This is a genomic window from Microbacterium sp. (assembly GCF_040394595.1).
Taxonomy (GTDB): domain Bacteria; phylum Actinomycetota; class Actinomycetes; order Actinomycetales; family Microbacteriaceae; genus Microbacterium.
In genome coordinates this window covers 25,206-49,598 of sequence record NZ_JBEBSA010000019.1, presented here as the reverse complement: position 1 = coordinate 49,598, position 24,393 = coordinate 25,206, and the positions used below count along the sequence as shown (strand labels likewise).

General features: G+C 70.9%; 27 protein-coding genes and 1 tRNA gene. 7 read left to right on the top strand and 21 right to left on the bottom strand.

What is annotated here, in order from left to right:
• The 3 genes from ABWO84_RS14240 to ABWO84_RS14230 form a co-directional block, all read right to left on the bottom strand.
• The coding region (locus ABWO84_RS14240; protein ID WP_502915420.1) for a PhoH family protein at nt 1–1,126 on the bottom strand (1,126 nt) is incomplete at its 3' end.
• A 157-nt stretch (nt 1,127–1,283) separates the two neighbouring features.
• Nucleotides 1,284–2,414, bottom strand: a complete 1,131-nt coding sequence (locus tag ABWO84_RS14235) for an aminotransferase class V-fold PLP-dependent enzyme (protein WP_353115676.1) — start codon at nt 2,412–2,414, stop codon at nt 1,284–1,286.
• Nucleotides 2,415–2,456: 42 nt separating this feature from the next.
• Nucleotides 2,457–3,233, bottom strand: coding sequence for an isoprenyl transferase (locus ABWO84_RS14230; RefSeq protein WP_353115682.1), 777 nt, complete (start codon nt 3,231–3,233; stop codon nt 2,457–2,459).
• 94 nt (nt 3,234–3,327) lie between these two features.
• On the opposite strand from ABWO84_RS14230, the gene trhA reads away from it, so the two are divergent.
• Together trhA and ABWO84_RS14220 are read left to right on the top strand one after the other, a co-directional pair.
• A complete protein-coding gene (gene trhA, locus ABWO84_RS14225) occupies nt 3,328–4,062 on the top strand; it encodes a PAQR family membrane homeostasis protein TrhA (protein ID WP_353115674.1) in 735 nt (244 codons plus the stop codon).
• Between the two features lie 16 nt (nt 4,063–4,078).
• Nucleotides 4,079–4,552 carry an S-ribosylhomocysteine lyase gene (locus tag ABWO84_RS14220; RefSeq protein WP_353115672.1) on the top strand — a complete coding sequence of 158 codons (474 nt, stop codon included), beginning with the start codon at nt 4,079–4,081 and terminating at the stop codon, nt 4,550–4,552.
• A gap of 6 nt (nt 4,553–4,558) precedes the next feature.
• Here ABWO84_RS14220 and ABWO84_RS14215 read toward each other — a convergent pair whose 3' ends face one another.
• A complete protein-coding gene (locus ABWO84_RS14215) occupies nt 4,559–4,792 on the bottom strand; it encodes a hypothetical protein (protein WP_353115670.1) in 234 nt (77 codons plus the stop codon).
• 102 nt (nt 4,793–4,894) lie between these two features.
• Here ABWO84_RS14215 and ABWO84_RS14210 point away from each other — a divergent pair, with 102 nt between their 5' ends.
• A complete protein-coding gene (locus ABWO84_RS14210) occupies nt 4,895–5,281 on the top strand; it encodes a DUF4307 domain-containing protein (protein WP_353115668.1) in 387 nt (128 codons plus the stop codon).
• Nucleotides 5,282–5,398: 117 nt separating this feature from the next.
• Nucleotides 5,399–5,887: a transcription elongation factor GreA gene (gene greA / locus ABWO84_RS14205; RefSeq protein WP_353115666.1), complete on the top strand. Its 489-nt coding sequence runs from the start codon at nt 5,399–5,401 to the stop codon at nt 5,885–5,887.
• A 57-nt stretch (nt 5,888–5,944) separates the two neighbouring features.
• Here greA and ilvA read toward each other — a convergent pair whose 3' ends face one another.
• Both ilvA and ABWO84_RS14195 read right to left on the bottom strand, forming a co-directional pair.
• Entirely contained in the window at nt 5,945–7,174 is a 1,230-nt protein-coding gene (gene ilvA / locus ABWO84_RS14200; protein ID WP_353115664.1) for a threonine ammonia-lyase, read from the bottom strand.
• Nucleotides 7,171–8,370 (bottom strand): AI-2E family transporter, encoded by a 1,200-nt coding sequence (locus ABWO84_RS14195; protein ID WP_353115662.1) that lies wholly within the window; start codon nt 8,368–8,370, stop codon nt 7,171–7,173. Before ABWO84_RS14195 ends, ilvA begins: the two co-directional genes overlap by 4 nt.
• A 69-nt stretch (nt 8,371–8,439) precedes the next feature.
• Between ABWO84_RS14195 and ABWO84_RS14190 the strand changes: the two genes are divergently transcribed.
• Complete coding sequence (locus tag ABWO84_RS14190; RefSeq protein ID WP_353115660.1) at nt 8,440–9,681, top strand: winged helix-turn-helix domain-containing protein; 1,242 nt, start codon at nt 8,440–8,442, stop codon at nt 9,679–9,681.
• Nucleotides 9,682–9,751: 70 nt separating this feature from the next.
• On the opposite strand, the gene ABWO84_RS14185 is transcribed toward ABWO84_RS14190, so the two are convergent.
• From ABWO84_RS14185 to ABWO84_RS14175, 3 genes are all read right to left on the bottom strand, one after another.
• The gene (locus ABWO84_RS14185; RefSeq protein ID WP_353115658.1) at nt 9,752–10,318 is read right to left on the bottom strand and encodes a LemA family protein; all 567 of its coding nucleotides are present in this window, start codon (nt 10,316–10,318) and stop codon (nt 9,752–9,754) included.
• A 70-nt stretch (nt 10,319–10,388) separates the two neighbouring features.
• Entirely contained in the window at nt 10,389–11,702 is a 1,314-nt protein-coding gene (locus ABWO84_RS14180; protein WP_353115656.1) for a D-arabinono-1,4-lactone oxidase, read from the bottom strand.
• The gene (locus ABWO84_RS14175; RefSeq protein ID WP_353115654.1) at nt 11,699–12,928 is read right to left on the bottom strand and encodes a type III PLP-dependent enzyme domain-containing protein; all 1,230 of its coding nucleotides are present in this window, start codon (nt 12,926–12,928) and stop codon (nt 11,699–11,701) included. The genes ABWO84_RS14180 and ABWO84_RS14175 overlap by 4 nt, the downstream gene beginning before the upstream one ends.
• Before the next feature lie 72 nt (nt 12,929–13,000).
• Between ABWO84_RS14175 and ABWO84_RS14170 the strand changes: the two genes are divergently transcribed.
• Nucleotides 13,001–13,073 (top strand) — tRNA-Leu (locus ABWO84_RS14170).
• Nucleotides 13,074–13,086: 13 nt separating this feature from the next.
• Here ABWO84_RS14170 and ABWO84_RS14165 read toward each other — a convergent pair.
• Nucleotides 13,087–13,515, bottom strand: coding sequence for a MerR family transcriptional regulator (locus tag ABWO84_RS14165; protein ID WP_353115652.1), 429 nt, complete (start codon nt 13,513–13,515; stop codon nt 13,087–13,089).
• A 63-nt stretch (nt 13,516–13,578) separates the two neighbouring features.
• Between ABWO84_RS14165 and ABWO84_RS14160 the strand changes: the two genes are divergently transcribed.
• Nucleotides 13,579–14,562, top strand: coding sequence for an oxidoreductase (locus ABWO84_RS14160; RefSeq protein WP_353115650.1), 984 nt, complete (start codon nt 13,579–13,581; stop codon nt 14,560–14,562).
• A gap of 194 nt (nt 14,563–14,756) precedes the next feature.
• Here the strand turns inward: ABWO84_RS14160 and ABWO84_RS14155 are convergent, their stop codons facing one another.
• From ABWO84_RS14155 to ABWO84_RS14105, 11 genes are all read right to left on the bottom strand, one after another.
• Nucleotides 14,757–16,268 carry an NAD(P)/FAD-dependent oxidoreductase gene (locus ABWO84_RS14155; protein WP_353115648.1) on the bottom strand — a complete coding sequence of 504 codons (1,512 nt, stop codon included), beginning with the start codon at nt 16,266–16,268 and terminating at the stop codon, nt 14,757–14,759.
• A 14-nt stretch (nt 16,269–16,282) separates the two neighbouring features.
• Nucleotides 16,283–17,632 (bottom strand): S8 family serine peptidase, encoded by a 1,350-nt coding sequence (locus ABWO84_RS14150; RefSeq protein ID WP_353115646.1) that lies wholly within the window; start codon nt 17,630–17,632, stop codon nt 16,283–16,285.
• Nucleotides 17,629–18,159, bottom strand: a complete 531-nt coding sequence (locus ABWO84_RS14145) for a DUF501 domain-containing protein (protein ID WP_353115644.1) — start codon at nt 18,157–18,159, stop codon at nt 17,629–17,631. The genes ABWO84_RS14150 and ABWO84_RS14145 overlap by 4 nt, the downstream gene beginning before the upstream one ends.
• Before the next feature lie 35 nt (nt 18,160–18,194).
• On the bottom strand, nt 18,195–18,737 hold the full coding sequence (locus tag ABWO84_RS14140) for an FtsB family cell division protein (protein WP_353115642.1): 543 nt from the start codon (nt 18,735–18,737) through the stop codon (nt 18,195–18,197).
• A 70-nt stretch (nt 18,738–18,807) separates the two neighbouring features.
• Complete coding sequence (eno, locus tag ABWO84_RS14135; protein ID WP_353115640.1) at nt 18,808–20,088, bottom strand: phosphopyruvate hydratase; 1,281 nt, start codon at nt 20,086–20,088, stop codon at nt 18,808–18,810.
• 98 nt (nt 20,089–20,186) lie between these two features.
• Nucleotides 20,187–20,714: a TetR/AcrR family transcriptional regulator gene (locus ABWO84_RS14130; protein ID WP_353115638.1), complete on the bottom strand. Its 528-nt coding sequence runs from the start codon at nt 20,712–20,714 to the stop codon at nt 20,187–20,189.
• Complete coding sequence (locus ABWO84_RS14125; RefSeq protein WP_353115636.1) at nt 20,711–21,130, bottom strand: DUF4260 family protein; 420 nt, start codon at nt 21,128–21,130, stop codon at nt 20,711–20,713. Before ABWO84_RS14125 ends, ABWO84_RS14130 begins: the two co-directional genes overlap by 4 nt.
• A 59-nt stretch (nt 21,131–21,189) precedes the next feature.
• Nucleotides 21,190–21,855 carry an O-methyltransferase gene (locus ABWO84_RS14120; RefSeq protein ID WP_353115634.1) on the bottom strand — a complete coding sequence of 222 codons (666 nt, stop codon included), beginning with the start codon at nt 21,853–21,855 and terminating at the stop codon, nt 21,190–21,192.
• A 61-nt stretch (nt 21,856–21,916) separates the two neighbouring features.
• A complete protein-coding gene (locus ABWO84_RS14115) occupies nt 21,917–22,942 on the bottom strand; it encodes a CPBP family intramembrane glutamic endopeptidase (protein ID WP_353115632.1) in 1,026 nt (341 codons plus the stop codon).
• Nucleotides 22,935–23,993 carry an SdpI family protein gene (locus ABWO84_RS14110; RefSeq protein ID WP_353115630.1) on the bottom strand — a complete coding sequence of 353 codons (1,059 nt, stop codon included), beginning with the start codon at nt 23,991–23,993 and terminating at the stop codon, nt 22,935–22,937. The genes ABWO84_RS14115 and ABWO84_RS14110 overlap by 8 nt, the downstream gene beginning before the upstream one ends.
• Nucleotides 23,990–24,340, bottom strand: a complete 351-nt coding sequence (locus ABWO84_RS14105) for a GntR family transcriptional regulator (RefSeq protein ID WP_353115628.1) — start codon at nt 24,338–24,340, stop codon at nt 23,990–23,992. The genes ABWO84_RS14110 and ABWO84_RS14105 overlap by 4 nt, the downstream gene beginning before the upstream one ends.
• Between the last annotated feature and the right edge of the window lie 53 nt (nt 24,341–24,393).

Sequence of the window (24,393 nt, the reverse complement as noted above, 5' to 3'; positions counted from 1 at the left end):
CGTTGCGCTCGAGCGACTGCGCCTCGTCGACGATCACGAAGGCGTCGTGCAGCGATCTTCCGCGGATGTGCGTGAGCGGAAGCACCTCCAGCATCCCCCGCTCGATCACCTCGTCGATGACGTTGCCGGAGACGACGGAGCCGAGCGTGTCGTAGACCGCCTGCCCCCAGGGGTTCATCTTCTCTCCCTGATCACCGGGGAGGTATCCGAGTTCCTGGCCGCCGACGGCGAACAGCGGACGGAAGACGATGATCTTCTTCTGCTGCTGCCGTTCGAGCACGGCCTCGAGACCCGCGCACAGCGCGAGCGCCGACTTGCCGGTGCCGGCCCGCCCGCCGAGGGAGACGATGCCCACCTCGGGGTCGAGCAGCAGGTCGATCGCGATGCGCTGCTCGGCGGAGCGTCCGTGCATTCCGAAGACCTCGCGGTCGCCGCGCACCAGACGATACTCTCCGTCGCCGGTCACCCGTCCGAGGGCCGATCCGCGCTCGGAGTGGATGATGAGACCGGTGTTCACCGGCAGCCCGCGGGCCTCCTCGCTGATCCCCACCTCGCTCTCGTACAGGTCGCTGATCTCGTCGCCGGAGAGGTCGAGCGTCGCGACGCCCGTCCACCCGGAGTCCACGGCCTGCTCGGCGAGGTACTCCTCGGCGCGCAGGCCCAGCGAGGCCGCCTTGACCCGCATCGGCAGGTCCTTGGAGACGATCGTGACGTCTTGCCCGTCCTGCGCGAGGTTCGCGGCGGTCGCGAGGATGCGGCTGTCGTTGTCGCTGAGCCGGATGCCCGCCGGGAGCACCGACATGTCGGCGTTGCCCAGCTCTACCCGCAGCGTGCCGCCCTCGCCGACCTCGACGGGGAAGTCCAGCCGTCCGTGCTCGACCCGCAGCTCGTCGAGGTGCCGCAGAGCCCTGCGCGCGAAGTATCCGAGCTCGGGGTCGTGCCGCTTGGCCTCGAGCTCGCTGATGACGACGACCGGCAGGACGATCGAGTGCTCCGCGAAGCGGAACAGGGCCTGCGGGTCGCTCAGCAGCACCGAGGTGTCGAGGATGTAGGTGCGGAGCACCGTGTCCTCGATCTGCGATGTCGCCTCGCGGGTGGACTGCTGCTGCGCTGTACGTGTGGTCACGATCCACTCCCGACCCGGGATGATCCCGGCTCTGCTGCGAGTCGACCAGGGGCCACGAGTCGCGATCCGGAAGGCCGACCCGACCGGGCACGGTGCCCGATGCCTAGAAGGTACGACTCCGGAGAGGACAACCGCGCGAAGACACGCCAGCGATCGGTTACGCCCCGATGAACGTCTCGTTTCCGAATCCGGACAGTGCGTCGTCGAGCATCCGGATCGTCTCGGATCCGGTGCCCGCATGGGGCGCGAGACGCACGGTGTCGCCCCGGGCGGTCACGCTCACGTCGGCGTTCGCGAGGGCCGCCGCGAGACGACCCAGCTCGGCGGGGGCCAGGGCCACGATCCCTGCGCGCCGCGCCGGCTCGCGGGGCGAGGACACCGGGATGCCGTGCCGGTCGGCGATCTCGAGGATCTCGTCCACGTGCGCGGAGATCCGCTCCTCGATGCGTGCGACTCCGGCGTCCCGGACCTCTGCGGCGCCGACGGTGAGTCGCGCGGCCGCGAGGTGGTCGGGAGCGCTGACCGTGAAGGCACGCGCCGATGCCGCCGCGGGAGGCAGGGCGTCCACCGGAAGCCCTTCGGACGTCGTGCCGGCGACACCGCTGAGCACCGGGCGGATGCGCTCGCGGGCGAACGCCGAGTAGCGGGCGAACCCCGAGCCGCGTCCCGCGCGCAGCCACTTGTACCCGTGCCCGGCGACGACGTCGGCGGCCGAGAAGTCCTCGTCGACGATGCCGAACGACTGCACGGCGTCGACGATGAGCAGCCGGTCGGGGCCGATCAGCTCGCGCAGCGCGGCGAGGTCGGCGCGGTATCCGGTGCGGAAGTCGACGTGGCTGACCACGAGCGCGGTCACCTCGTCATCGAGCGCCTCGGAGACCGCGTCGGGCGTCACGCGACCGTCACCCGGTGCGATCCACCGTGCGGAGATGCCGCCTTGCGCCGTCTGCACGGCCCTCTCGAGGGTGATGCTCACGCTCGGGAACTCTGCGGAGGAGGCGATCACGGCACCCTGCAGACCGTACAGCGCGTGCGCGAGGCCGTGCGTGGAAGACGGCTGCACGGTGACCTCGTCGACGTCTGCGCCGAGCATCCCCGCGATCACCTCACGGGCCTGCGCCGCGCGGTCGAACACGAGCGCGTGCGACGCCGGGCGCATGCTGGCGAGCAGGTCGGCGTCGGCGAACGCCTCGGCACGCACCCCCGGGGACAGCGGGCCGAAGGCGGCCCAGTTGAGGTAGCCGGGGTCCCCGGCGAAGGTGTCCAGGTAGTCGTCGAACGCAGTCACCCGACCAGTCTGGCATCGTCCGCCCCGTGCCGGGACGGTCCGTCAGCGTCCGAAGCGGCGGTCCCGGTCGGCGTAGTCGCGGATGGCGCGGAGGAAGTCGACCCGACGTAGATCCGGGCCGAGCGCCTCGACGAAATAGAACTCGCTGTGCGCGCTCTGCCAGAGCAGGAAGTCGCTGAGCCGCTGCTCGCCGCTGGTGCGGATCACGAGATCGGGATCCGGCTGCCCGCCCGTGTAGAGATGCTCGCCGATCATCTCGGGGGTGAGCTGCTCCGCGAGGTCCTGCAGCCCGCCGCCCGACTCGTTGTGCTTGGCGATGATGCTGCGCACTGCGTCGACGATCTCGTTGCGGCCGCCGTAGCCGACGGCGAGGTTCACGTGCATCCCGGTGTTGCTGCGAGTGCGCTCCTGCACGTCGTCGAGCACACGGGCGAGCTCATCCGGAAGCAGATCCGACCGCCCGACGTGCTGCACGCGCCACCCCAGGTCACGGGAGAGCGAGTCCGCGAGCTCGGCGATGATCTCGATGAGATCCTCGATCTCCTTCGAGTCGCGCTTGCGCAGGTTGTCGCTGGAGAGCAGGTACAGCGACGCCACCTTGATGCCGAGCTCGTCGCACCAGCCCAGGAACTCGCGCATCTTCGCCGCCCCCGCGCGATGCCCTTCCGCCGGAGAGTCGTAGCCCAGCTGCCGCGCCCAGCGCCGGTTGCCGTCGATCATCATCGCGACGTGATGGGGCACCGACGCGGCGTCCAGCTGCCGGCGCAGCCGGTTGCCGTACAGCCGGTAGAGAGGGCCCCTGCCCGAACTCGTGCGCACGTTCACGTCCCTACGCTACCGCCCGCGCCTGAGGGTCACCCCGACGGGGCGTTATGTGCCGGAACCGGAATGCGCGGCGGCTTAGAGTGAGCACGTGAGCACACGCACCGCGAAGGGCCCCGAGGTCCCCCAGCTTCCGCTGCTGGATGCCGCGGCGCAGGACGCCGCCGTCGAGATCAAGCCGACCTGGCGCGGCTGGATCCACGCCGCCACGTTCCCGGTCGCGATCGCGGCCGGCGTCGTGCTGATCGTCCTCGCCCAGGGGGGCGTCGCGAAGGCGGCCGCCGCGGTCTTCATGGCGACCTCGCTGATGCTCTTCGGCAACTCCGCGGTGTATCACCGCTTCAACTGGGGCCCGAAGACCAAGCTGGTGCTCAAGCGCATCGACCACGCCAACATCCTGCTGCTGATCGCGGGGACCTACACCCCGATCGCGACCCTCGCCCTGGAGCCCCAGAAGGGTGTCCTGCTGCTCTGCCTGGTGTGGAGCGGCGCCATCCTCGGCATCCTGTTCCGGGTGTTCTGGATCAACGCCCCGCGCTGGCTGTACGTCGCCCTCTACCTCCTGCTCGGCTGGGCCGCGGTGATGTACATCGTCGACCTGGTGCAGGCGAACGTCGCGATGATGGTGCTCGTCTGCGTGGGTGGTGTGCTGTACAGCGCCGGTGCCGTCGTCTACGCGCTGAAGCGGCCGAACCCGTGGCCCGGGCACTTCGGCTTCCACGAGATCTTCCACGTCTGCACGGTGCTCGCATTCCTCTGCCACTGGACCGCGTGCCTGCTCATCTCGCTGCAGCCCCACATGCCGTCGCTGGGCCTTCCCGGCTGACCCCGAAAGGAACCCCATGGCCGAGGTCGAGAGCTTCACGCTGGATCACACCGCCGTCAAGGCCCCCTACGTGCGGCTGATCGCCGTCGAGCACGGACCGAGGGGCGACGCGATCTCGAACTTCGACGTCCGCTTCGTGCAGCCGAACGAGGGCGAGATCCCCACCGCGGGCCTGCACACGATCGAGCACGTCCTCGCCGGGCAGCTGCGCGACCACGTCGACGGCGTGATCGACATCTCGCCCTTCGGATGCCGTACCGGCTTCCACCTGATCATGTGGGGCGAGCCGGCGGTCGCCGAGGTCGTCGCGGGGATCCGCGAGAGCCTGCGGTTCATCGCGGAGACTGCGGAGTGGTCGGACGTGCCCGGGGTCTCGGCCGTGGAGTGCGGCAACTACCGCGACCACAGCCTGCACAGCGCCCGCGAGTGGTCACGGCTCATCCTCGAGCGCGGGATCAGCCTCGACGCCTTCGAGCGCGTCGGCGTCTGACCGGGGTCAGTCCTCCTGGTCGCCCGCCTCGCGGGCGGCCTCCTCGGCATCGAGCTCCTCGCGCACCTCGGAGCGGTAGCGCACGCGACGGATCCGCCGGTTCATGTCCCAGATCAGCAGCACGACGACGACGACCAGCAGCACGACGGCGACGAAACCGACCACGCCGGGCGTGACGAGGGCGGGGTCCACGGTCGATGTCGGAGTCGGCATCGGCGTCGGGTCCGCGAACGGGAGCATGTGTCCGCCTTTCATAGGCAGGTCGAATATCCTGGTGACACCAGCCTAACGACCGGCTGCGGTCCGGCAGACCACGTCGCCGCGACCGGGTCCAGGAGAGCAGTGACCACCGCACAGGAACTCGACGAGCGCTACGGGCGCACGCCGCGCAGACGCCTGCCCTGGATCATCGCGGGCGCCGTCGCCGTGCTCGTCGTCGGCGCCTTCGGCTGGATGACCGTCGCCGGATCGATGAACTCGGTCGATGCCGACGACCTCGGCTTCGACGTCGTCGACTCCCACACCGTGGCCGTGCGCTACCAGTTCACCGCACCGCGCGGGCGCGACGTGGTGTGCTTCGTGGAGGCCCTCGACAAGGAATTCGGCATCGTCGGCTGGAAGACCGTGAAGTTCTCCGCCTCGGAGGCGCACACGCGCTCGCACGAGACCGTCGTCCCCACCGTCTCGGAGGCGACGACGGGTTTGGTGAAGTCCTGCCGGGTGGCCTAATATCGGTCGCAGACAAACGACGCCCCGGCCCGTGCCGGGGCGTCTTGGCATATCGCCCGGTCCTCACGGGGATCGTCATCGTCCGCCCCGCACGGGGCCCGCACAAAGGAGCACGCTGTGTCCGCAGACGCTCAGGTACCCTTCCTCACGCAGGAGGCCTACGACCGGCTCGTCGCCGAGCTGGAGCACCTCTCGACCTTCGGTCGGGACGAGATCGCCAAGCGCATCGAAGCAGCCCGCGAAGAGGGCGATCTCAAGGAGAACGGCGGCTACCACGCGGCGAAGGACGAGCAGGGCAAGCAGGAGGCCCGCATCCGAACCCTCCAGCAGCTGCTGAAGACCGCGAAGGTGGGCGAGGCGCCGGAGAGCCGTGGCGTCGTCGAGCCGGGCACCGTCGTCACCGCGGTCGTCGCGGGCGGCGAGGAGACGTTCCTGCTCGGCAGCCGCGAGATCGCCGGCGGCACCGACCTCGACGTCTACAGCGAGGCCAGCCCGCTCGGGCAGGCGATCCTCGGGCTCAAGGTCGGCGACAAGGCGACCTACGAGGCGCCCAACGGCCGCGCGATCTCGGTCGAGGTGACCGGGGTCGAGACCTTCACCGGCTGAGCGCCGGCGTCCTTCCGCGAACGGGGTCCCGGCATCGCCGGGGCCCCGTTCCGCGTCTCAGTCCTCGACGACGATCGGCTCGAAGCCCTCGCGGCGCAGCGTGTCGAGCGTGAATTCGGAGTGCTCGGGGCCGCGTGTCTCCACGCTGAGCTCGAGGATCACCTCGCTGATCTGCAGGCCGTGACCGTGCCGGGTGTGCATCGCCTCGATGACGTTCGCACCCGCCTCGGCGATCAGCTCCGACACGCGGGCCAGCTGCCCGGGGCGATCCGGCAGCGGGATGCGCACCGTCAGGTAACGGCCGGATGCCGCGAGGCCGTGCGCGACGACGCGCTGCAGCAGCAGCGGGTCGATGTTCCCGCCGGACAGGATCGAGACCGTCGGCCCCTGGGCGACGATCTTGCCGGAGAGGATGGCGGCGACGCCGACGGCGCCGGCGGGTTCCACGACGACCTTCGCCTGCTCCAGCAGCACGAGGATCGCGCGGGCGATGTCATCGTCCGAGACCGTGACCACCTCGTCGACCAGGTCGCCGATGATCTCGAACGGCACCGCGCCGGGCTGCGCCACGAGGATGCCGTCGGCGATCGTCGGCTTCGTGACGATCTCGACCGGACGTCCCGCCTCCAGGGACGGGGGCACGGCGGCGGCGTTCTCGGCCTGCACGCCGATGATCCGCACCGCCCTGCCGTCACGGGCCGCCGCCGCCTTGATCGCGGCCGCGACGCCGGCGATGAGCCCGCCGCCGCCGATGCCCATCACGACCGTGTCGACATCGGGGACGTCCTCGTAGACCTCGAGGCCCAGCGTGCCCTGCCCGATCACCACGTCGCGGTGGTCGAACGGATGGATCAGCACCGCTCCGGTGCGCTCGGAGAACTCGGCGGCGAGCCGCAGCGAGGTGGCGACCGTCTCCCCCTCGAGCACGACCTCGGCGCCGTATCCGCGCGTGGCCAGCAGCTTCGGCACGGGCACGCCGAGGGGCATGAAGATCGTCGCGGGGATGCCGAGCGCCTGCGCGGCGAGCGCGACGCCCTGCGCATGGTTGCCCGCGGATGCCGCCACCACTCCCCGGGATCGCTCCTCCGGGGTGAGCTGGGCGAGGCGATAGGTCGCGCCCCGGATCTTGAACGACCCCGTCCGCTGCAGGTTCTCCATCTTCAGCGTCACCGGGGCGCCGAGGACGTCGCCCACCGCGCGCGACGGAATCGCGGGCGTGTGGGAGATCACCCCCGCCAGGCTCCGTGCCGCGTTCTCGAACTCCGCCAGGGTGGGGACTGCGCTCATCGATTCCTCCGTCGCCGCTCACGCGGCACTGTGCTCCAGATCAGGTCTGCTTCGGGTTGCTCGCCGGTGCGCCACGAGCCCGTGCCGAGCGTCACGGCGACGACGTTCACGAACGCCGCGAGCGGCACGGCGAAGAGGGCGCCGGGGATCCCGGCGATCATCGCGCCGCCCGCGACGACGAGCACCACGGCGAGGGGATGCACCTTCACCGCGGAGCCCATCAGGATCGGCTGCAGGATGTGCCCCTCCACCTGCTGCACGAGCAGGACGATCCCGAGCATCGCGACGGCGACCCAGACGCCGTTGTAGACGAGGGCGAGGAACACCGCGATGGCCCCGGTCAGGACGGCGCCGACGATCGGGACGAACGAGCCGAGGAACACCAGCACCGCGACCGGGATCGCGAGCGGCACCTGCAGGAGGGCGGCGCCGACTCCGATGCCGACGGCGTCGATCGCGGCGACCAGCAGCTGGGTGCGCGTGTAGTTGACGATCGTCTTCCAGCCGTTCTGCGCGGCGCCGGCCGCCGCGGGGCGCGTCGCCCGCGGGAACAGCCGCAGCGTCCACCGCCAGATCCCCCCGCCGTCGGCGAGCAGGCAGATGAGGATGAACAGCGACAGCACGGCGCCCGTGACGACGTGCGCCGTGGTGCCCGCGACCCCGAGCGCGCCCTGGGCGAGGAACGACGCCTGGCCCTCCAGGAGGTCCTGTCCCTTCTTGAGGTACTCCTGGATGTCCGCTTCGGTGAGCTTCAGCGGCCCGTCCAGCAGGAACTGCTGGAGCTGGGCGAGCGACGCCTCCGTGCGCGCCTTCACCTCGGGCAGCTGCTCCCGGATCTGCCAGACCACCAGCCAGAGCAGGCCCGCGACGATGGCCAGGGTGCCGAGGAGCGAGATCGCGACGGCGAGCCAGCGCGGCACGCGATGACGGATCAGCCAGTCGAAGGCGGGCCAGAGCAGCGCCGTGACGAGGATGCCCACCATGAGGGGGACGACGAGCAGCTTCAGCGTGATGACGAGCCAGATGAACACCGCGATCACGGCGGCGATGACCAGCAGCCGCCACCCGTAGGCCGCGGTGATCCGCAGGGGCATCGGGACGTGCTCGTCGGCGGGCGTGGACACCGTCCGATCGGTCGACGGCGGCGGCGCGACGCGGAACGGGTTGCGGAACCTCGGCCGTCGCTCGTCGTTCATCGTCCAAGTCTACGGCGGGGTGCCGTAGGCCTCCGACCGGATGTCGGCGCCCGCGGCTACGCTGTCCGGATGACCGCGACACTCAGCGCTGCCGAGGCCCGACGCATCGCACTGGGCGCGCAGGGCTTCTCCCGCCGACGGCCCGACGCCCCCGCGGGACGCCACCTGCACCGCGTGATGGAGCGGCTCGGCGTGCTGCAGATCGACTCGGTGAACGTCTTCGCCCGGGCGCACTACATGCCGCCCTTCGCACGGATCGGCGGATACGACCCGGCGCTGCTCGACCGGATGCTGCTCTCACGCACGACGCACTATGTGGAGTACCTCGCCCATGAGGCGGCGCTGATGCCGGTCGCGGACTGGGCGCTCTGGCGGTTCCGGATGGACGACTTCCGGCGGCGGTGGGAGCGCGACGACGACTCCTGGCTGCGGGGCAACGCCCGCACGATCGCCTGGGTGCGCGATGAGCTGCGCGACCGAGGGGCCCTGCGGCCCGCGGATCTCCGCGACGACGCGCCACGGGAGCGCGGCGGCTGGTGGGCCTGGGACGACGTGAAGATGGCGCTCGAACACCTCTGGCGCCTCGGAGACGTCGCGGTCGCCGGACGCCGCGGGTTCGAGCGCACCTATGCGCTGGCCGAGGACGTGATCCCCGCCGCCGATCTGGAGCAGGAGGTCTCCCGCGCCGACGCGATCCGGGAGCTCATGCGCCGCGCTGCCCGCTCGCACGGCGTCGCGACCGCCGCCGATCTCGCCGACTACTACCGCATCCGCGACCGCAGCGCGGTGCAGCAGTCGATCGACGACCTCGTCGAGGAGGGCGAGCTCGAACGGGTCGCCGTGCGGGGGTGGGAGCGCGGCGGGCGGGCGATCGCCGCCTGGAGACACCGGGACTCGGGCCTCCCCCGCCGGATCGACGGCGCGGCGCTGCTGAGCCCTTTCGACCCCGTGGTGTGGTTCCGCGACCGGGCGCTGCGCACCTTCGACCTCGACTACCGCATCGAGATCTACGTCCCCGCCGAGAAGCGGCGCTACGGCTACTACTCGCTGCCGGTGCTCGTAGGCGACCGGATCGCCGCGCGGGTCGATCTCAAGGCCGACCGGCCGGGCTCGACCCTGCTCGTGCAGTCGGCGTGGTGGGAACCGCAGGGGCGCCCCGAGGACGCGGCGTCGATCGCCACGGAGATCGCCCGGGCGGCATCCTGGCAGGGGCTCGAGAGGGTCAGTGTGTCGGGGTGGGGCGATGCCGCGGAGGCCGTCGCCGGCGCGACCGCGAGCACGACACGGCATCGGCATCCCCGAGAGAGGTGAGGGGCGACCCTCATCTCCTCAGGCACGGGAAAGGGCCCGACGCTCGGAGGCATCGGACCCTTTCCGGATGTCAGAACTGCACGCGAGGCGGTTCGGAGATGGCGCCGGCGTCGGCGACCTCGAAGAACTCACGCTCGGTGAAGCCGAGGTTGCGGGCGAACATGTTGTTCGGGAAGACCTTGATCTTCGTGTTCAGCTCGCGCACCCCGCCGTTGTAGAAGCGCCGCGAGGCCTGGACCTTGTCCTCGGTGTCGACGAGCGCCTGCTGGAGCTGCAGGAAGTTCTGGCTGGCCTGCAGCTGCGGATAGGCCTCCGCGACCGCGAACAGGCTGCGCAGCGCCTGCTGCAGGTGCCCCTCGGCCACTCCGGCGTCGGCCGGGCCGGACGCCGAGAGCGTCTCGGCGCGCGCGCGGGTCACGCTCTCGAAGACCGCCTTCTCATGTGCGGCATATCCCTTGACCGTCTCGATGAGGTTGGGGATCAGGTCGGCACGCCGCTTGAGCTGGACGGTGATGTCGCTCCACGCCTCGTCGACGCGGACGTTCAGCTGCACCAACGAGTTGTACGTCGACCAGAGGTAGATGCCGATGAGTACGAGCACTCCGACCACGATGAGTACCGGCACTAGCCATTCCATAGGATCCCGCCCTTTCCCGTATGTGACCCCATCCTATGCGCCGCGTCTGCGCGACCGCTGGGCGACGCCCTCACGCGCCGAGAATGCGCTCGAGATGGCGGTTGCCGAACAGACGCTCGGGGTCGAGCCGATCGCGCAGCGCGATGAAGTCCCCGAAGCGCGGATAGCGCTCCTCCAGCTGCGTCGCGGTGAGCGAGTGCAGCTTGCCCCAGTGAGGCCGCCCGCCGTGGTCGAGCATGATCTGCTCTACCGCGCCGAAGTACTCCTTCGGGTCGACCTTCCAATAGCGGTGCACCGCGATGTAGGCCGTCGCGCGGCCCGAGGCGGTGGAGAGCCAGAGGTCGTCCTCGCGCGCGAACCGCACCTCGATCGGGAACTCGATCTTCCATCCGCGCTCAGCGATCAGCTGCTGCACGGCGCGGAAGGCGGGGACCACGTGCTCGGCGGGGACGGCGTACTCCATCTCGCGGAAGCGGACCGTCCTGCGGTGGATGAGCACCCGATGCGACCGGTCCGAGTACTGCGCATCGCCGGTCAGCTTCACCGCGAGGCGGTTGAAGGGCGGGATGATGCCCGGCGCGATCCGGCTCGTCGCGCAGAACGCCCGGAAGACCCCGTTGGTGAGCACGGTCTCGTCCACCCAGTGCCCGAATGCGGGGCGGGGACTTCGGCGCGTGGACTCCGGCAGGCGGGTCTGCGTCTTGGTGAGCGCGACGTCGGTGTGCGGATGCCAGTAGAACTCCAGATGGTCGGCGGCCTCGACGCGCTCGTGGACCGTGTCGAGGAACTCGTCCAGCGGGAGCGGGGCGTCGACCGCCTCCAGCACGAAGGCCGGCACGCACTGCAGCGTGACCTCGACGACGATGCCCAGGGCTCCGAGCCCGAGCGCGACTCCGGGGAGCAGCTCCGGCTCGTGCTCGGCGTCGATGCGGAGGAACTCCCCCGCGGCCGTGATGAGGGTCACGCCGCGCACCTGCGTCGCGATGCCGCCGAAACGCGCACCGGTGCCGTGGGTGCCCGTGGAGATCGCGCCCGAGATCGACTGGCGGTCGATGTCGCCGAGGTTCTCCATCGCCAACCCGTAAGGGGCCAGGAGCCCCGGGATGCGGTGCAGGCGGGTGCCGGCGAGCAACGTCACCAGCCCGGTCTCACGATCGGCGGAGACCAGCCCCTGCATGTCGTCGAGCTCGAGCAGCACCCCGGGCGCCACGGCGATCCCTGTGAAGCTGTGCCCGGCGCCCACCGCCTTGACGGTCAGCCCCTGGGAGAGAGCGGCCTTCACGGCCCGCTGCACGCCCTCCGGCGTGCGGGGGCGCTCGACGCGCGCCGGACGGATCGTCGCGGACCGTCCCCAGTTCTGCCAGGTTCCGCCGGGTCTGGTCACAGGAAGGCCTTTCCTTCGCCTCGGTAGGTGGGCAGCTCGTCGACGACGACGCCGTCGCGGACGAGATGGTAGCTCTCGACCCGCTCGGCGGGCTCGCCGCTCTTCGAATGCCGGAACCACACGCGGTCGCCGACGGCGAGAGCCCGTGCGGCCTCTCCCTGGAGCGGGGTCTGCACCTCGCCCGCGGCCTCGCGCGGCAGGGTGCGCAGTCCCGCGGGCCAGGACGGGAGCGGCTGCCGCGACGCGAGCGCGGGGCCGGACGCGATCCATCCCCCGCCGAGCACCGTGGCGATGTCGGCGGTCGGCTTGCGCACCACGTCGAAGGCGATCGCGGTCGCCGGGGCCGGGCGGAACGACCGGTACCCGTCGAACAGATGACCGGCGAGCAGCCCGCTGCCCGCCGTCGCCTCGGTGATCGCCTCATCGCTGCCCGTGAACTCCAGGGATCCCGTGCCGCCGCCGTTGATGAACTCGAGCGGGGCGATCTCGAGCACAGCGGTGGAGATCTGCGCCCGACGCACCCGCAGTTCGTCTCGCGAACGGGCCTGGACGATCCGGATGACCGGCGCGTCCGGACCCGCGGCATCCGGCTGCCCGGCGATCTGCGCCTCGTACATCTGCAGCCCGATCAGGCGGAACCCGGGGCGCTCGACGACCTCGGCCGCGAACCCGGCGACGTCCGCGGCGGTGAACAGCGGCGAACGGCGGACCCCGAGGTGACCGAGGCCCGGCGCACGATAGGACGCGTCGACGTCGATCACGACTCGCACCTCGGGCCGGGAACCCGCCGGGACGACGCTGTCGATGAGGTCGAGATGCTCGGTCGAGTCGACCATGAGGGCTACGCGGGACGCGAGCCTCTCGTCGGCCAGCAGGCGCTGCAGCGCGGCCCGGTCGACGGTGGGATAGCCGACGACGATGTCGTCATGGGTCTCGGCGAGCCAGAGCGCCTCGGCGAGCGTGAACGCGAGGATGCCGCGGAAGCCGGGGATGCGCAGCACCGCGTCGAGCACGGCGCGGACGCGCACCGACTTCGATGCGACGCGGATGGGGATCCCGCCCGATCGCACGAGCAGGTCCATCGCGTTGTGGCGGAGCGCGTCGCGTTCGATGACGGCGACGGGCGCGGGGAGGTGCGCGGTGGCCTCGCTCAGACCGCGCCAATAGCGGGCCGGGTCCTGCCATGCGGGACGGTCCGGGCTCTGTTCGTCGATGAGGTCGAGCACTCCCCCACCCTACGACGAATGCCCGTCCCCGACCGCACGGATAGGCTGACCCCAGCCACGCGTCGCGTGCGCGCCCCCGTAGCCCAACGGCAGAGGCAGGCGACTTAAACTCGCTTCAGTCTGGGTTCGAATCCCAGCGGGGGCACCCCGAGGGGCCATCAGCCCTGTGCACGCAAGGCGACCGGGTCCCATACCCCTCGCGCCGTCCCCTCCTCGACATGGGCCCGATACGTCGCACTCTTGGTGATGATCGTGCTCAACGACTCCTCGAGGCTTGCGATCTTCTCACGAACGGCCTTTTCGTGCGCTTCGAGAAGCGCAAGCCGTGCCGCTTCGTTCCCCGGACCTGCCGCCACGAGATCTGCGAACTGCTTGATGCCCACGATCGGCATCCCGGTGTCGCGCAAGCTGGTGCACAGAGTGATCCAGTAGACGATGTCCTCGTCAAAGACGCGCTGGCCGCCGGGCGTTCGCGGGATCTCGATCGGAATGAGACCCTCCCGTTCGAACCAGCGCAAGGCATGCACACTCACCCCGGTGATGTGCGAGACCTCTCCGATCGCGTACCGCTTGTGTTGGGCCTCCATGCATCCCTCCGGTCCTCACGGGTCGCTTGACCTTGAGTTGACTCTAGCTCCTAGGGTCGCACCATGATCACACTCGAACAGCGTCTGGAACGTCAACGACCCATTCCGTCCGGATTCACCCGGGCGAGCACTGCCGACGACGCTCTCGCCGGACTGGAGCTGACCGGCCGCCGGTATCTCATCACCGGCGGCTACTCCGGAATCGGACGGGAGATGACACGCGCGCTGGCCCGCGCCGGCGCGACGCTCGTTGTCCCTGCCCGACGGGCGGAACTCGCCGAAGAGGCCCTGTCGAACATCGAGCGCGTCAGCGTCCTCGAAGTCGACCTGGCAGATCTGGGCGCGGTCGCGCAGCTGACGAGGCATCTGCTCACAGAGGGGAAGCGCTTCGACGGGGTGATCGCCAGCGCAGGGGTCATGGCCACACCCGACCGCCGCACGGTCAGGGGGACGGAGTACCAGTTCGCCGTCAATCATCTGGGGCATTTCGCGTTGATCGGCGGGATCCTGCCTCTCCTCACCCCTACGGAGTCGCGGGTGGTGATGCTCTCCTCAGCGGGACACTTCGCGTCCGGCATTCGCTGGGACGACATCGACTTCGCCGATACCCCATACGATCCCTGGCTGGCCTACGGACAGTCAAAGACGGCGAACGCCCTGTTCGCAGCGGAGCTCGCCGAACGCGGACGCGACATGGGCCTGCACGCGTACTCGGTGCATCCCGGCAACATCATGACGCCGCTGCAACGTCATCTCTCCATGGAGGACCAGATCGCGCTCGGCTGGGTCGACGCGTCCGGGAGACCGAACGACTCTCTGAACCTCAAGACCCCGCAACAGGGCGCCTCCACAGCGGTCTGGGCGCTCACCGCGCCCGCACTCGCGGGCTTGTCAGGCGTCTACACCCAGGACAACGACGTCGCGGAGGTCGCGACCGGCATGGACATGGTCCTGGGCGGGGTCAAGCCGTGGGCACTCGACCCCGAACAGGCCTCTCGCCTCTGGGACCACTCGATGTCCGTCACGGGAATCGTCCCCAAGATCTGACGGTGACGACCGAGACACCTTCCTCTCCACGTTCTCCCGGTGCCCCGCCGCCGAGACGGATGGAAATCTGCGCACGGAAGACACCGGGCGGACGAGATCACACCGGGTCGGCGGACAGTGGCATGGGAGGCCGCCCGGACGCAGAACACCCCGGCCACGAGGACCGGGGTGTTCTGCGCGAGGAGAGGACGGCGTCAGGCGTCGGCCTTCACGGGCTTCTTGGCGGGAGCCTTCTTCGCCGGGGTCTTCTTCGCGGCGGGCTTCGCAGCAGCCTCTGCCTTCGGCGCCGCAGCGGCAGCAGGCTTCTCCTCCGCCTTCTTCGCGGCGGGCGCGGCCTCGGCGGGCTTCGCCGGAGCGGCGTCCGCGGCCGGGCGCGGACGGGACGCGAACTCCTCGAAGACGTAGCGGGGGTTCTGCACCGCCTGCAGGTTCACGATGTCGCGGCCGAGCCACAGGTTGTGCCACCAGCCCCACAGCACGCGCCACTTGCGCTCCCACGACGGCATCGCGAGACCGTGGTAGCCGCGGTGCGCGACCCAGGCGACGAACCCCTTGAGGGCGAGGCCGCCCGACTGGAACACCCCGTTGTACAGGCCCAGGCCCGCGACGGCGCCCATGTTCTTGTGGAAGTACTCCTTCGGCTCCTCGCCGCGGAGCACCGCGACCAGGTTCTTCGCGAGGAGCTTCGCCTGGCGCACGGCGTGCTGGGCGTTCGGCACGCAGTACCCGCCCACACCGCCGCCCGACAGGTCGGGCACGGCCGAGACATCGCCGGCGGCCCAGGCGCCCTCGACGGGCTCCTCCTTGGTGCCCACGCGCAGGTCGGCCCGGGTCTGGATGCGGCCGCGCTCCTCGACGAGGAGGTCACCGCCGCGCACCACCGTCGGGTTGGCCATCACGCCGGCGGTCCAGATGATGAGGTCGGTCGGGATCACCTCGCCGGTGGACAGCTCCACGTTGCCGTCGACCGCGCCGGTGACCTGGGTGTCGAGGTGCACGTTGGCGCCGCGCTTCGCGAGGTCGCGCAGCACCCACTCGCTGGTCTTCAGCGAGACCTCGGGCATGATGCGGCCCATCGCCTCGATGAGGTGGAAGTGGGTGTCCTCGAAGCTGAGCTGCGGGTACTTCGAGATCAGCGCCGAGGCCAGCGATCGCAGCTCGGCGAAGGCCTCGATGCCGGCGAATCCGCCGCCGACCACGACGACGGTCAGCAGACGGTCGCGCTCGGGACCGGCCGGCACCGACGCCGCCTTGTCGAAGTTCGACAGCAGGCGGTCGCGCACCGCGACGGCCTCCTCGATGGTCTTCAGTCCGATCGCGTTGTCGGCGATGCCGGGGATCGGGAAGGTGCGCGACACCGCGCCGGCGGTGACGACGATCTGGTCGTACGCGAACTCGTAGGGCTCGCCGACCGGCGGCGTGATCGTGGCGACCTTGTTCGCGTGATCGATCTTCGTGACCTTCGCCGTCAGCACATTGGTGCGCTTCAGGTGCCGACGGTGCGCGACGACCGCGTGACGCGGCTCGATCGATCCAGCCGCGACCTCGGGCAGGAACGGCTGGTAGGTCATGTACGGGAGCGGGTCGACCATGGTCACATCCGCCTCCCCCTTGCGGAGGTGCTTCTCGAGCTTCCACGCAGTGTAGAACCCCGCATAGCCGCCGCCGACGATCAGAATCTTGGGAACGGTGCGATTCTCAGGCACAGGAAGAGGACTCCTCAGGAATTCGGGGAAGGCGCGCGTCGATCGCGTGCCGAACGGATGCGCCGGGCAGCTGCGGTGACGCCGAGCCCGATCAGGATACCAGGGACTGTGAGCGCAAGAAGCGGCAGGGTACCGTATCGCAGTGAATCGGAGCTCGGAAGGAGGGGGGAATCCGGTTTCGACGGCTGATCCGCCGCGGGGAGAGGCGGAACCGCGACCGGCGTCAGGTCGGGATTCGGCTGAGGATCGGACGGCGCGCGCCGGTAGAGGCGGATCCACTCGGCCAGGTCGCCCATCGGGTTCTTGTCGACCGTCTGCACGATGTCACCCACCGCGGCGGCCGCATCGAGCAGCCCGTAGCCGTACAGCGGGTCGGGCGTGCGCGTCACGCCTGGGACGGGGATCGCCGTCTTGATGATGCGGTTGATCACATTCGCCGCGTCGAGGTCGGGGTGCGCCGAGCGGATGAGCGCCGCCACCCCCGCGACGATCGGCGCCGCGCCGCTCGTGCCGTTCCAGTCGATGACCGAGCCGTCGGGCGAGATGCCGCGGAGTCCCTCGCTCGGCGCGGAGATCCCGATCACGATGCCCTGGGTCGACGCCTCCTCGCTGGCGTTGCCGTGCTGGTCGACCCCGCCGACGGTGAGCACGCCGGGGATCGTCGCCGGCGCCCCGACGATCGAGGTCCCGTTTCCGCGGTTGCCCGCGGCCACGACGACCACCACGTCGTGCTGGAAGGCGTAGAGGAAGGCGTCGTCCCAGCTCTCGTCCCAGTCGAGCGTGTTCGTCGTGAAGGAGAGGTTGATCACGTCGGCGCCGTGGTCGACCGCCCAGCGCATCGCCTTCGCGACCTGCTCGTTGAAGGGCACGGCGGCGGACGCCCCGAACCCGATCGAGATGGAGAGCAGGTTGGCCTCGGGAGCGACGCCGATCATGCCGGTGCCGTCGGGGTTGCCCCTGGCCGCGGCCATCGACGCCACCCACGTCCCATGGTTCGCATCGACCGCGCCCACCGGAGTGCGCCCGTCGGGGGTGCCGTTGCCCGATTCGTCGGTGCCGTCGGCGACCGCACCGTCGAACGCCACGGGGGGCTTCCCGATGCCGGTGTCGATGATCGCGATCGTGGTGCCCTTGCCTCGCGTGGTCTGCCAGGCCTCCCGGATCCGCGCGCCGTCGAGCCAGTACTCCGAGGCGCGGACCAGATCGCTCGGGTCGTCGGCGACGGGAGGGGTCGGCGTGGGAGACGGTGACGCCGAGGGCGCCGCCGGCACGCCGACGGCCGGCGCCGCGGCCGCGGTGAGGATGAGGGATGCCGCCACCGCCGCCGTCGCGGCGATGCTGCGCAGCACCCGGACGGCGGTCATCCGGCGGTCTCTCCGCGCGCCGCGCCGGGCTCGGCGCAGACACACCGTTCGGGAGACCAGGAGGCCCGGGCGAGCGCCGCATCGCCGACCGGGTTCACACCCGGCCCCGCGGCGAGGGCGTGCCCGGCCAGGGCGTGCAGGCACTTCACCCGCGTGGGCATCCCCCCCGCCGAGACGCCGGCGATCTCGGGAACGTCGCCGAACTGCGCACGGTCGGCGAGGTAGGCCTCGTGCGCGGTGCGGTATGCGGCCGCGACGTCCTCGTCGTCCAGCAGCGCGGCGAGCTCGGGCATCACGTGGTTGGCCTCGAGCGTGGACATCGCCGCCGCGGCGACCGGATGCGTGAGGTAGTAGAAGGTGGGGAACGGCGAGCCGTCGTCCAGCCGGGGGGTGGTGGCGACGACGGTGGGGTTGCCGCAGACGCAGCGCGCCGCGATCCCGACGACCCCGCGGGCGGCGCGTCCGAGCTGGGCCGAGACCACGGCGATCTCGGCATCGGTCGGGGCGGCGAAGGGCGGAGTCGTCACCCGACCAGCGTACGTGAGACCGGCTGTGGGAACCCTCAGCGCGCGGGAGCCTCGACCGCGTTCTTGGCCAGGCCGGATGCGGTGATGCTGCGCAGCAGCTGGGGCATCCAGTCGTTCTTGCGCTCGACGATCTCGTCGCTCACCGGCTCGGGCTCCTTCGGCAGCGCCGCGGGGTCGAGGTCGTTGTCGACGAGGAAGGGCACGGAGCCCGGCTTGACGTAGTAGAGCCGCTCCCGCGCCTGCGTGCTGATGTAGGCCGGGTCGTTCCAGCGCTCCCGCTCGAGCTGCAGGGCCGCGATCTGCTCCTTGGTGACCTGCACCGAGGCCTGGACCGCGGCGATCTTCTGCTTCTGGCTCAGATAGGTCCCGATCGTGGGGACCAGCACCCAGGTGCCGAGCACCACCAGGGAGAGCATGATCACCGAGAACGCCGAGAGGCGGATCCCGCTGGTCCACTCACGCACGTCGACACGACGCGCGTCGGCGCCGCGCTCACGACGCCGGGTGCGCGGAGCGCCCTGCGCCGCCTCGGCGGGACGCGCCGGGGACGGCGAAGGGGGAGCCGGTCGTCGTGCCATGGCTCCCCCTCCTGCCGTGCCGCTGATGCGGCCGACGTCTCGTCCGGGTCTCCGGGTCGGAGAACCCTGCTCAGCCCTTGAAGCGCGGGAAGGCGGAGCGGCCGGCGAAGACCGCGGCGTCGCCGAGCTCCTCTTCGATGCGCAGAAGCTGATTGTACTTCGCGACCCGCTCGGACCTGGCGGGCGCGCCGCTCTTGATCTGGCCCGAGTTCACCGCGACGACGAGGTCGGCGATCGTGGTGTCCTCGGTCTCGCCCGAACGGTGCGAGAGCATCGTGGTGTAGCCGCTGCGGTGCGCCAGGCTGATGGCATCCAGGGTCTCGGAGAGGGTGCCGATCTGGTTGACCTTGACGAGCAGCGAGTTGGCGACGCCCAGGTCGATGCCCTTCTGCAGACGCTCCGGGTTGGTGACGAAGAGGTCGTCGCCGACGAGCTGGATCGACGACCCGAGCTTCTCGGTGAGGGCCTTCCACCCGTCCCAGTCGTCCTCGGCCAGCGCATCCTCGATCGTGACGATCGGGAAGTCCTTCACCAGGCCCACGTAGTACTCGGTGAGCGCGGCCGCGTCCCAGTCCTTCTGGTCGAGGCGGTACACGCCGTCGGAGTAGAACTCGGTGGCAGCGGCGTCCAGGCCGAGGGCGATGTCCGCGCCCGGGGTGAAGCCGGCCTTCTCGATCGCCTTGACGAGGAACTCCAGGCCCTCGCGGTTGCTGGGCAGGTCGGGGGCGAACCCGCCCTCGTCGCCGAGGCCGGTGGCGAACCCGGCGGCCTTCAGCTCGCCCTTGAGGACGTGGTACACCTCGGTGCCCCAGCGGAGCGCCTCGGAGAAGCTCTCGGCGCCGATCGGCGCGAGGAAGAACTCCTGCATGTCGATGCCGTTGTCGGCGTGGGAACCGCCGTTGATGACGTTGAACAGCGGAACGGGCAGCAGGTGCGCGTTCGGCCCGCCGAGGTAGCGGAACAGCGGCAGGTCGGCCGAGTCGGCGGCGGCCTTCGCCGCGGCGAGGCTGACGCCCAGGATGGCGTTCGCACCCACACGGCTCTTGTTGTCGGTGCCGTCGACCTCGATGAGGATCTCGTCGATGACGCGCTGCTCGCTCGCCTCCACGCCCTCGATCGCCGGTCCGAGCTCGTCGATGACGGCCTCGACCGCCTTCAGGACGCCCTTCCCGCCGTAGCGGCTCTTGTCGCCGTCGCGCAGCTCGTACGCCTCGAAGGCGCCGGTCGACGCACCGGAGGGGACGGCGGCGCGCTGCACGATGCCGTCGTCGAGGAGCACCTCCACCTCGACAGTCGGGTTTCCGCGCGAGTCGAGAATCTCGCGTGCGCCTACAGCCTCGATCAATGCCACGGGTGTGCTCCTTGCTCAGGGAGGGATGGGATTGTGGAGCGACGTCGATCCGCGCCCATCTTATCCGGGGAGCCCGACCGCCGCCGGGAGGATCCGATCTATCCCGGAGCGCCGCCGGTGGTTTCCGTGGCCAGCACGGCCACGAGCACGTCCCAGGACGACTGCAGGTCGGCGCCGTCGGGGAAGCGTCCGGCGATCTCGAGCGAGACGAGGCCGTGCGCCCACGCCCAGGCCGCCCTCGCGCGAGGATGGTCCGCGGCGTCCTCGCCGAAGAGGTCGAGCAGCGCTCGCATGCCGGCGAGCTCCGCGCCCGGCTCCAGGCGGTCGCGGTCGATCGGCCGATCGGTCGACAGCCGGTAGAGCTGCGGCGCGGCGAGCGCGTGACTCCGGTACGCCCGCACGAACCCGGCGAGGTCGGTGGCCCCGCCGAGCGCCGACCCCAGCCGGCGGAGACCGCGGGAGATCAGCGCGTGGACGATGCCGTCGACGCCGTCGAAGTGCTTGTAGAGGCTCGGCGGCTTGATGCCGAGGGCGCGCGCCAGCTCACCGACGCCGAACGCGTCCGCCCCGACGCGCTCGAGGACCTCCTCGGCGACGTCGAGGATCTCCTCGGCCCGGGTGCTCATGCCTGGCACGGCGCGGCGGTGCGCGAACGGCCGACGGGGCGGATGGAGCCGTCCGACCGCCGCAGACCGTATCCCGAGGCGCGGTCCGCCGCGATGTGCAGCAGCCAGGCGAGCCCGGCGAACGCGATGAGCTTGCCGCCGTCGACGCCACCGAGGAGCGGCGCGGGGACCACCGCACCGAGGACGACGAGGGCGACGGGCGCCCACGGGCGGTGCAGCGCGTTGTAGAACGCCACGCGCCCCGGGAGCAGCCGCCCCTGATGCTGCGGGTCGAAGGCGCCGATGAGGGCGACGTCGGGCATCACCGCGAAGACGAGGATGACGCCCCCGGCCATCCAGCCGTACACGGCCGACTCGAAGATCAGGAAGGCGAGCAGGGCGGTCGCGGCGACGGCCCAGAGGATGCGCGGGATCATGAAGCTAATAGTATTAGCCATACTTCCCGTTGGCAACCGACGACGGGACGGGAACCTCGTCAGACGAGCAGGGCGACCGCGACGCCGTCCCACCCCTTGAGCCCGACCGTCTGCAGCGCGGTGGCGTCGAAACGAGGATCCTCCCCCAGCATCCGGAGCCCCTCCCGTGTGCCGACCACCTTGGGATCCGCCGACCCGGCGTCGACGATCTCCCCGTCGCGACCGATGTTGTCGACGATCACGACGCCGCCGGGCCGTCCGAGACGGGCCGCCCAGTCGAGGTAGATCGTGTTGGACTCCTTGTCGGCGTCGATGAAGACGAGGTCGAAGGGCTCCCCTCCCGCGAGCTCCGGCAGCACGTCGGCCCCGCGTCCGATCCGGACGTCCACGCGGTCGCCCACTCCGGCGGCGTCGATGCTGGCCCGGGCGACGGCGGCGTTGGCCGGCTCCGCCTCGATGGTCACGACGAGGCCGTCCTCGCCCACCGCGCGGGCCATCCAGATCGTCGAGTACCCGCCGAGGGTGCCGATCTCGAGCACGCGCCGGGCGCCGCTCATCCGCACGAGCAGATTGAGCAGCTTGCCCGACACCGGAGCGACCTCGATCGCGGGCATCCCCGCCTCGTGCTGGGCGGCGAGGGCGGCCTCGAGCGCGGGGTCATGGCCGATCAGGGTCTCGGCGAGGTAGTCGTCGGCGGCGCGCCAGGCATCGGGAGAGGGTTCCATGCCCTCAGCCAACCGCGAGGCGCCCTCCCGGGGCAACCCCCGGGAGGGACCTCTCCGCGCGTCAGGCCTCCGGCGCGACCGGTGCGACCTGCCCCGCCGCGGTCGGCCGGGACGCAGCGAGCGAGGGCTGCTTCCGGAACTGCCCCGTGATCAGCAGGACGAGCACGACGACCGCGGCGACGATCCACATCGCGACCCCGAGCGGCCCGGAGAACGCCAGATCGGTCGTCGTCCCGGCCGCGAAGAACAGCACGAACATCCCCGCGGCCCCGTTCAGGGCGCCGTGCGCGAACACCGCCGGCCACACCGACGCCGACCTCAGCCGCAGCCAGCCGAGCAGGACGCCCCAGGCCACCGCACCGCCCACCATGAGGAGCACGCCGGTGAGGTCGGGGCGGTTGAAGTTGTAGCCGAGCAGGACGATCGGCGCGTGCCAGAGGCCCCAGACGACGCCGCTGATGAGCAGGGCGGGCCAGGTGCCGTACCGGCGCAGCGCCGGCACGAGGAATCCGCGCCAGCCGACCTCCTCCCCGAAGGCGGCGAGCGCGTTGACCGTCGCCGCGGCGATCGGAATGGTCACGAGCTGGGTCGCCAGCAGCACGCCGACGGGCGGCAGGGGCGTGCCGGCCGGGGCCTGGAGCGCCAGCACCTGCTGGAAGCCGGAGAGGCCGAGCAGATCGAGCTGCACCCATCCGAACGCGGCGGCGACCAGCAAGGAGAGGAACACGAGCAGGATCGGTGCGAGCAGCCCGAGCACGCTCATCCACACCACGCGCTTCGCCGGACGCAGCGGCCACATCCCGAGGAAGCGCAGCCGCTGCCCGCGCGGGACGGGGCGCAGCACGAGCATGACCGCGAGGACGGCCGCGGCAGGCGTGTACATCATCACCGGCAGCAGCGGGGTCGCGAACGGCTCCCGGAGGCCGTCGCCGAGCCACAGCGGCAGGGCCACGATCCAGGCGAGGCCGCAGGCGATCAGGACGAAGGCGACGATCGCGCCGAGACCCACCCGTGGCGGCTGCCCCTCCCCGACCCCCACTCCCTCCACCGATGCTCCCCCGGCGACCACGGGATCCCGATCAGCCATGACTCTCTCCTTCCTCCTGCTCCCCCGACGGCGCGCCGTCGCGCCGGGCGGCGTCGCGCCGGTCCATATAGGCCTGCAGCAGCGCAGCACCCTGCTGCGCGTCGTCCACGGTCACCACGAGCGGCCGCTTGCCGCGCCGTCCCACCTCGATCGCCGCTCCGTTGCGGAGCACGATGCCGGTGCGACCGTCGAGCCCGATCCGCCAGCCCCAGCCCCCGAACTCGCCGATCGGGTTCGCCTCCACGGCGCGGACCGACTCCACGTCGTCGATCGCGACCCGGGTCCGCGGCCAGCCGAGCAGCGAACGGACGCCGAACCCGGCCGGCGACACCCGCACCCGGAACACCACGGTCGTCGCGATGCCCAGGAAGACGACGACCAGCGCGATCCCCGAGATCCACGCGGCACCGCTGCCCCGTAGGAACATGAACACCGTGAGCCCGAGCACGAGCAGCGCCGCCGCCCCGAGCACGATCAGCCCCGTCCGCGCCATCGTGGCGGTCTTGATCCACACGACGCGCTCGCCGTCGTCGAGCGCGATCGCCTTCTCCGGGAGCACCTCCGCCGTCGCCGGGACGACGCGCGGCTGCACCGCCCAGCCGATCGCCCCGAGCAGGAGCAGCGTCGCGAAGGAGGCGAGCAGCACCCCGGTGATCCCGGTCGTCTGTCGCGCATCCTCCAGTCCCCGCTGGATCAGCACGGAGCCCGCGTTCGTGACCGCGCCGAATCCCGACAGCCCCAGCGCCAGCGCACCCATGAAGCGCGCCGCCCCGCCCCAATTGCCCCCGACGGCGGCGAGGGTGACGAGCGAGAGCACGGCGGGGAGGGCGAAGCCGATGGCCGCGGTCATCCAGAGGTAGGTGGCCGGCGAGCCGAACCCGTCGGGCGCATCCGTCGACCAGTGCGTCGCGACCGGATCGGGGAGCTCCGGCAGCCAGGAGAGCACCAGGCCGAAGGCGACCGCGGAGATCACGAAGGGCAGCACCACCCCCAGGAGGAGGAGCATCCCCTTCGCGCGACGCAGGAGCGGCGGGCGGGCGGTGTCGGTCATTCTGTCGTCTCCTTCACGAGAGCGGCGAGAGCGGCGGGCGAGACGCCCAGCGCGGCGGCGCGTGCCACCAGGTCGCGGATGTCCTGGGCGAGTTCGGCGAGCGGGGCGACGGAGGCGGAGATCACGGCGCCCCGGCCCCGCCGCAGGTCGAGCAGCCCCTCGTCGCGGAGCTGCTGGTAGGCGCGGAGCACCGTGTGGACGTTGACCTCGATCGCGTCGGCAACCTCGCGCGCAGGCGGGAGCCGGTCGCCCGGCCCGAGCCGTCCGGCCACGATGTCGGCACGGACGGAGGAGGCGACCTGATCGTAGATGGGCCTCGTCGCGTTCGCATCGATCCGGATGAGCATCGCCGTCTCCTTTCAGGATTAATTCTATGTCAACTAGAACAATTGTGGCCACC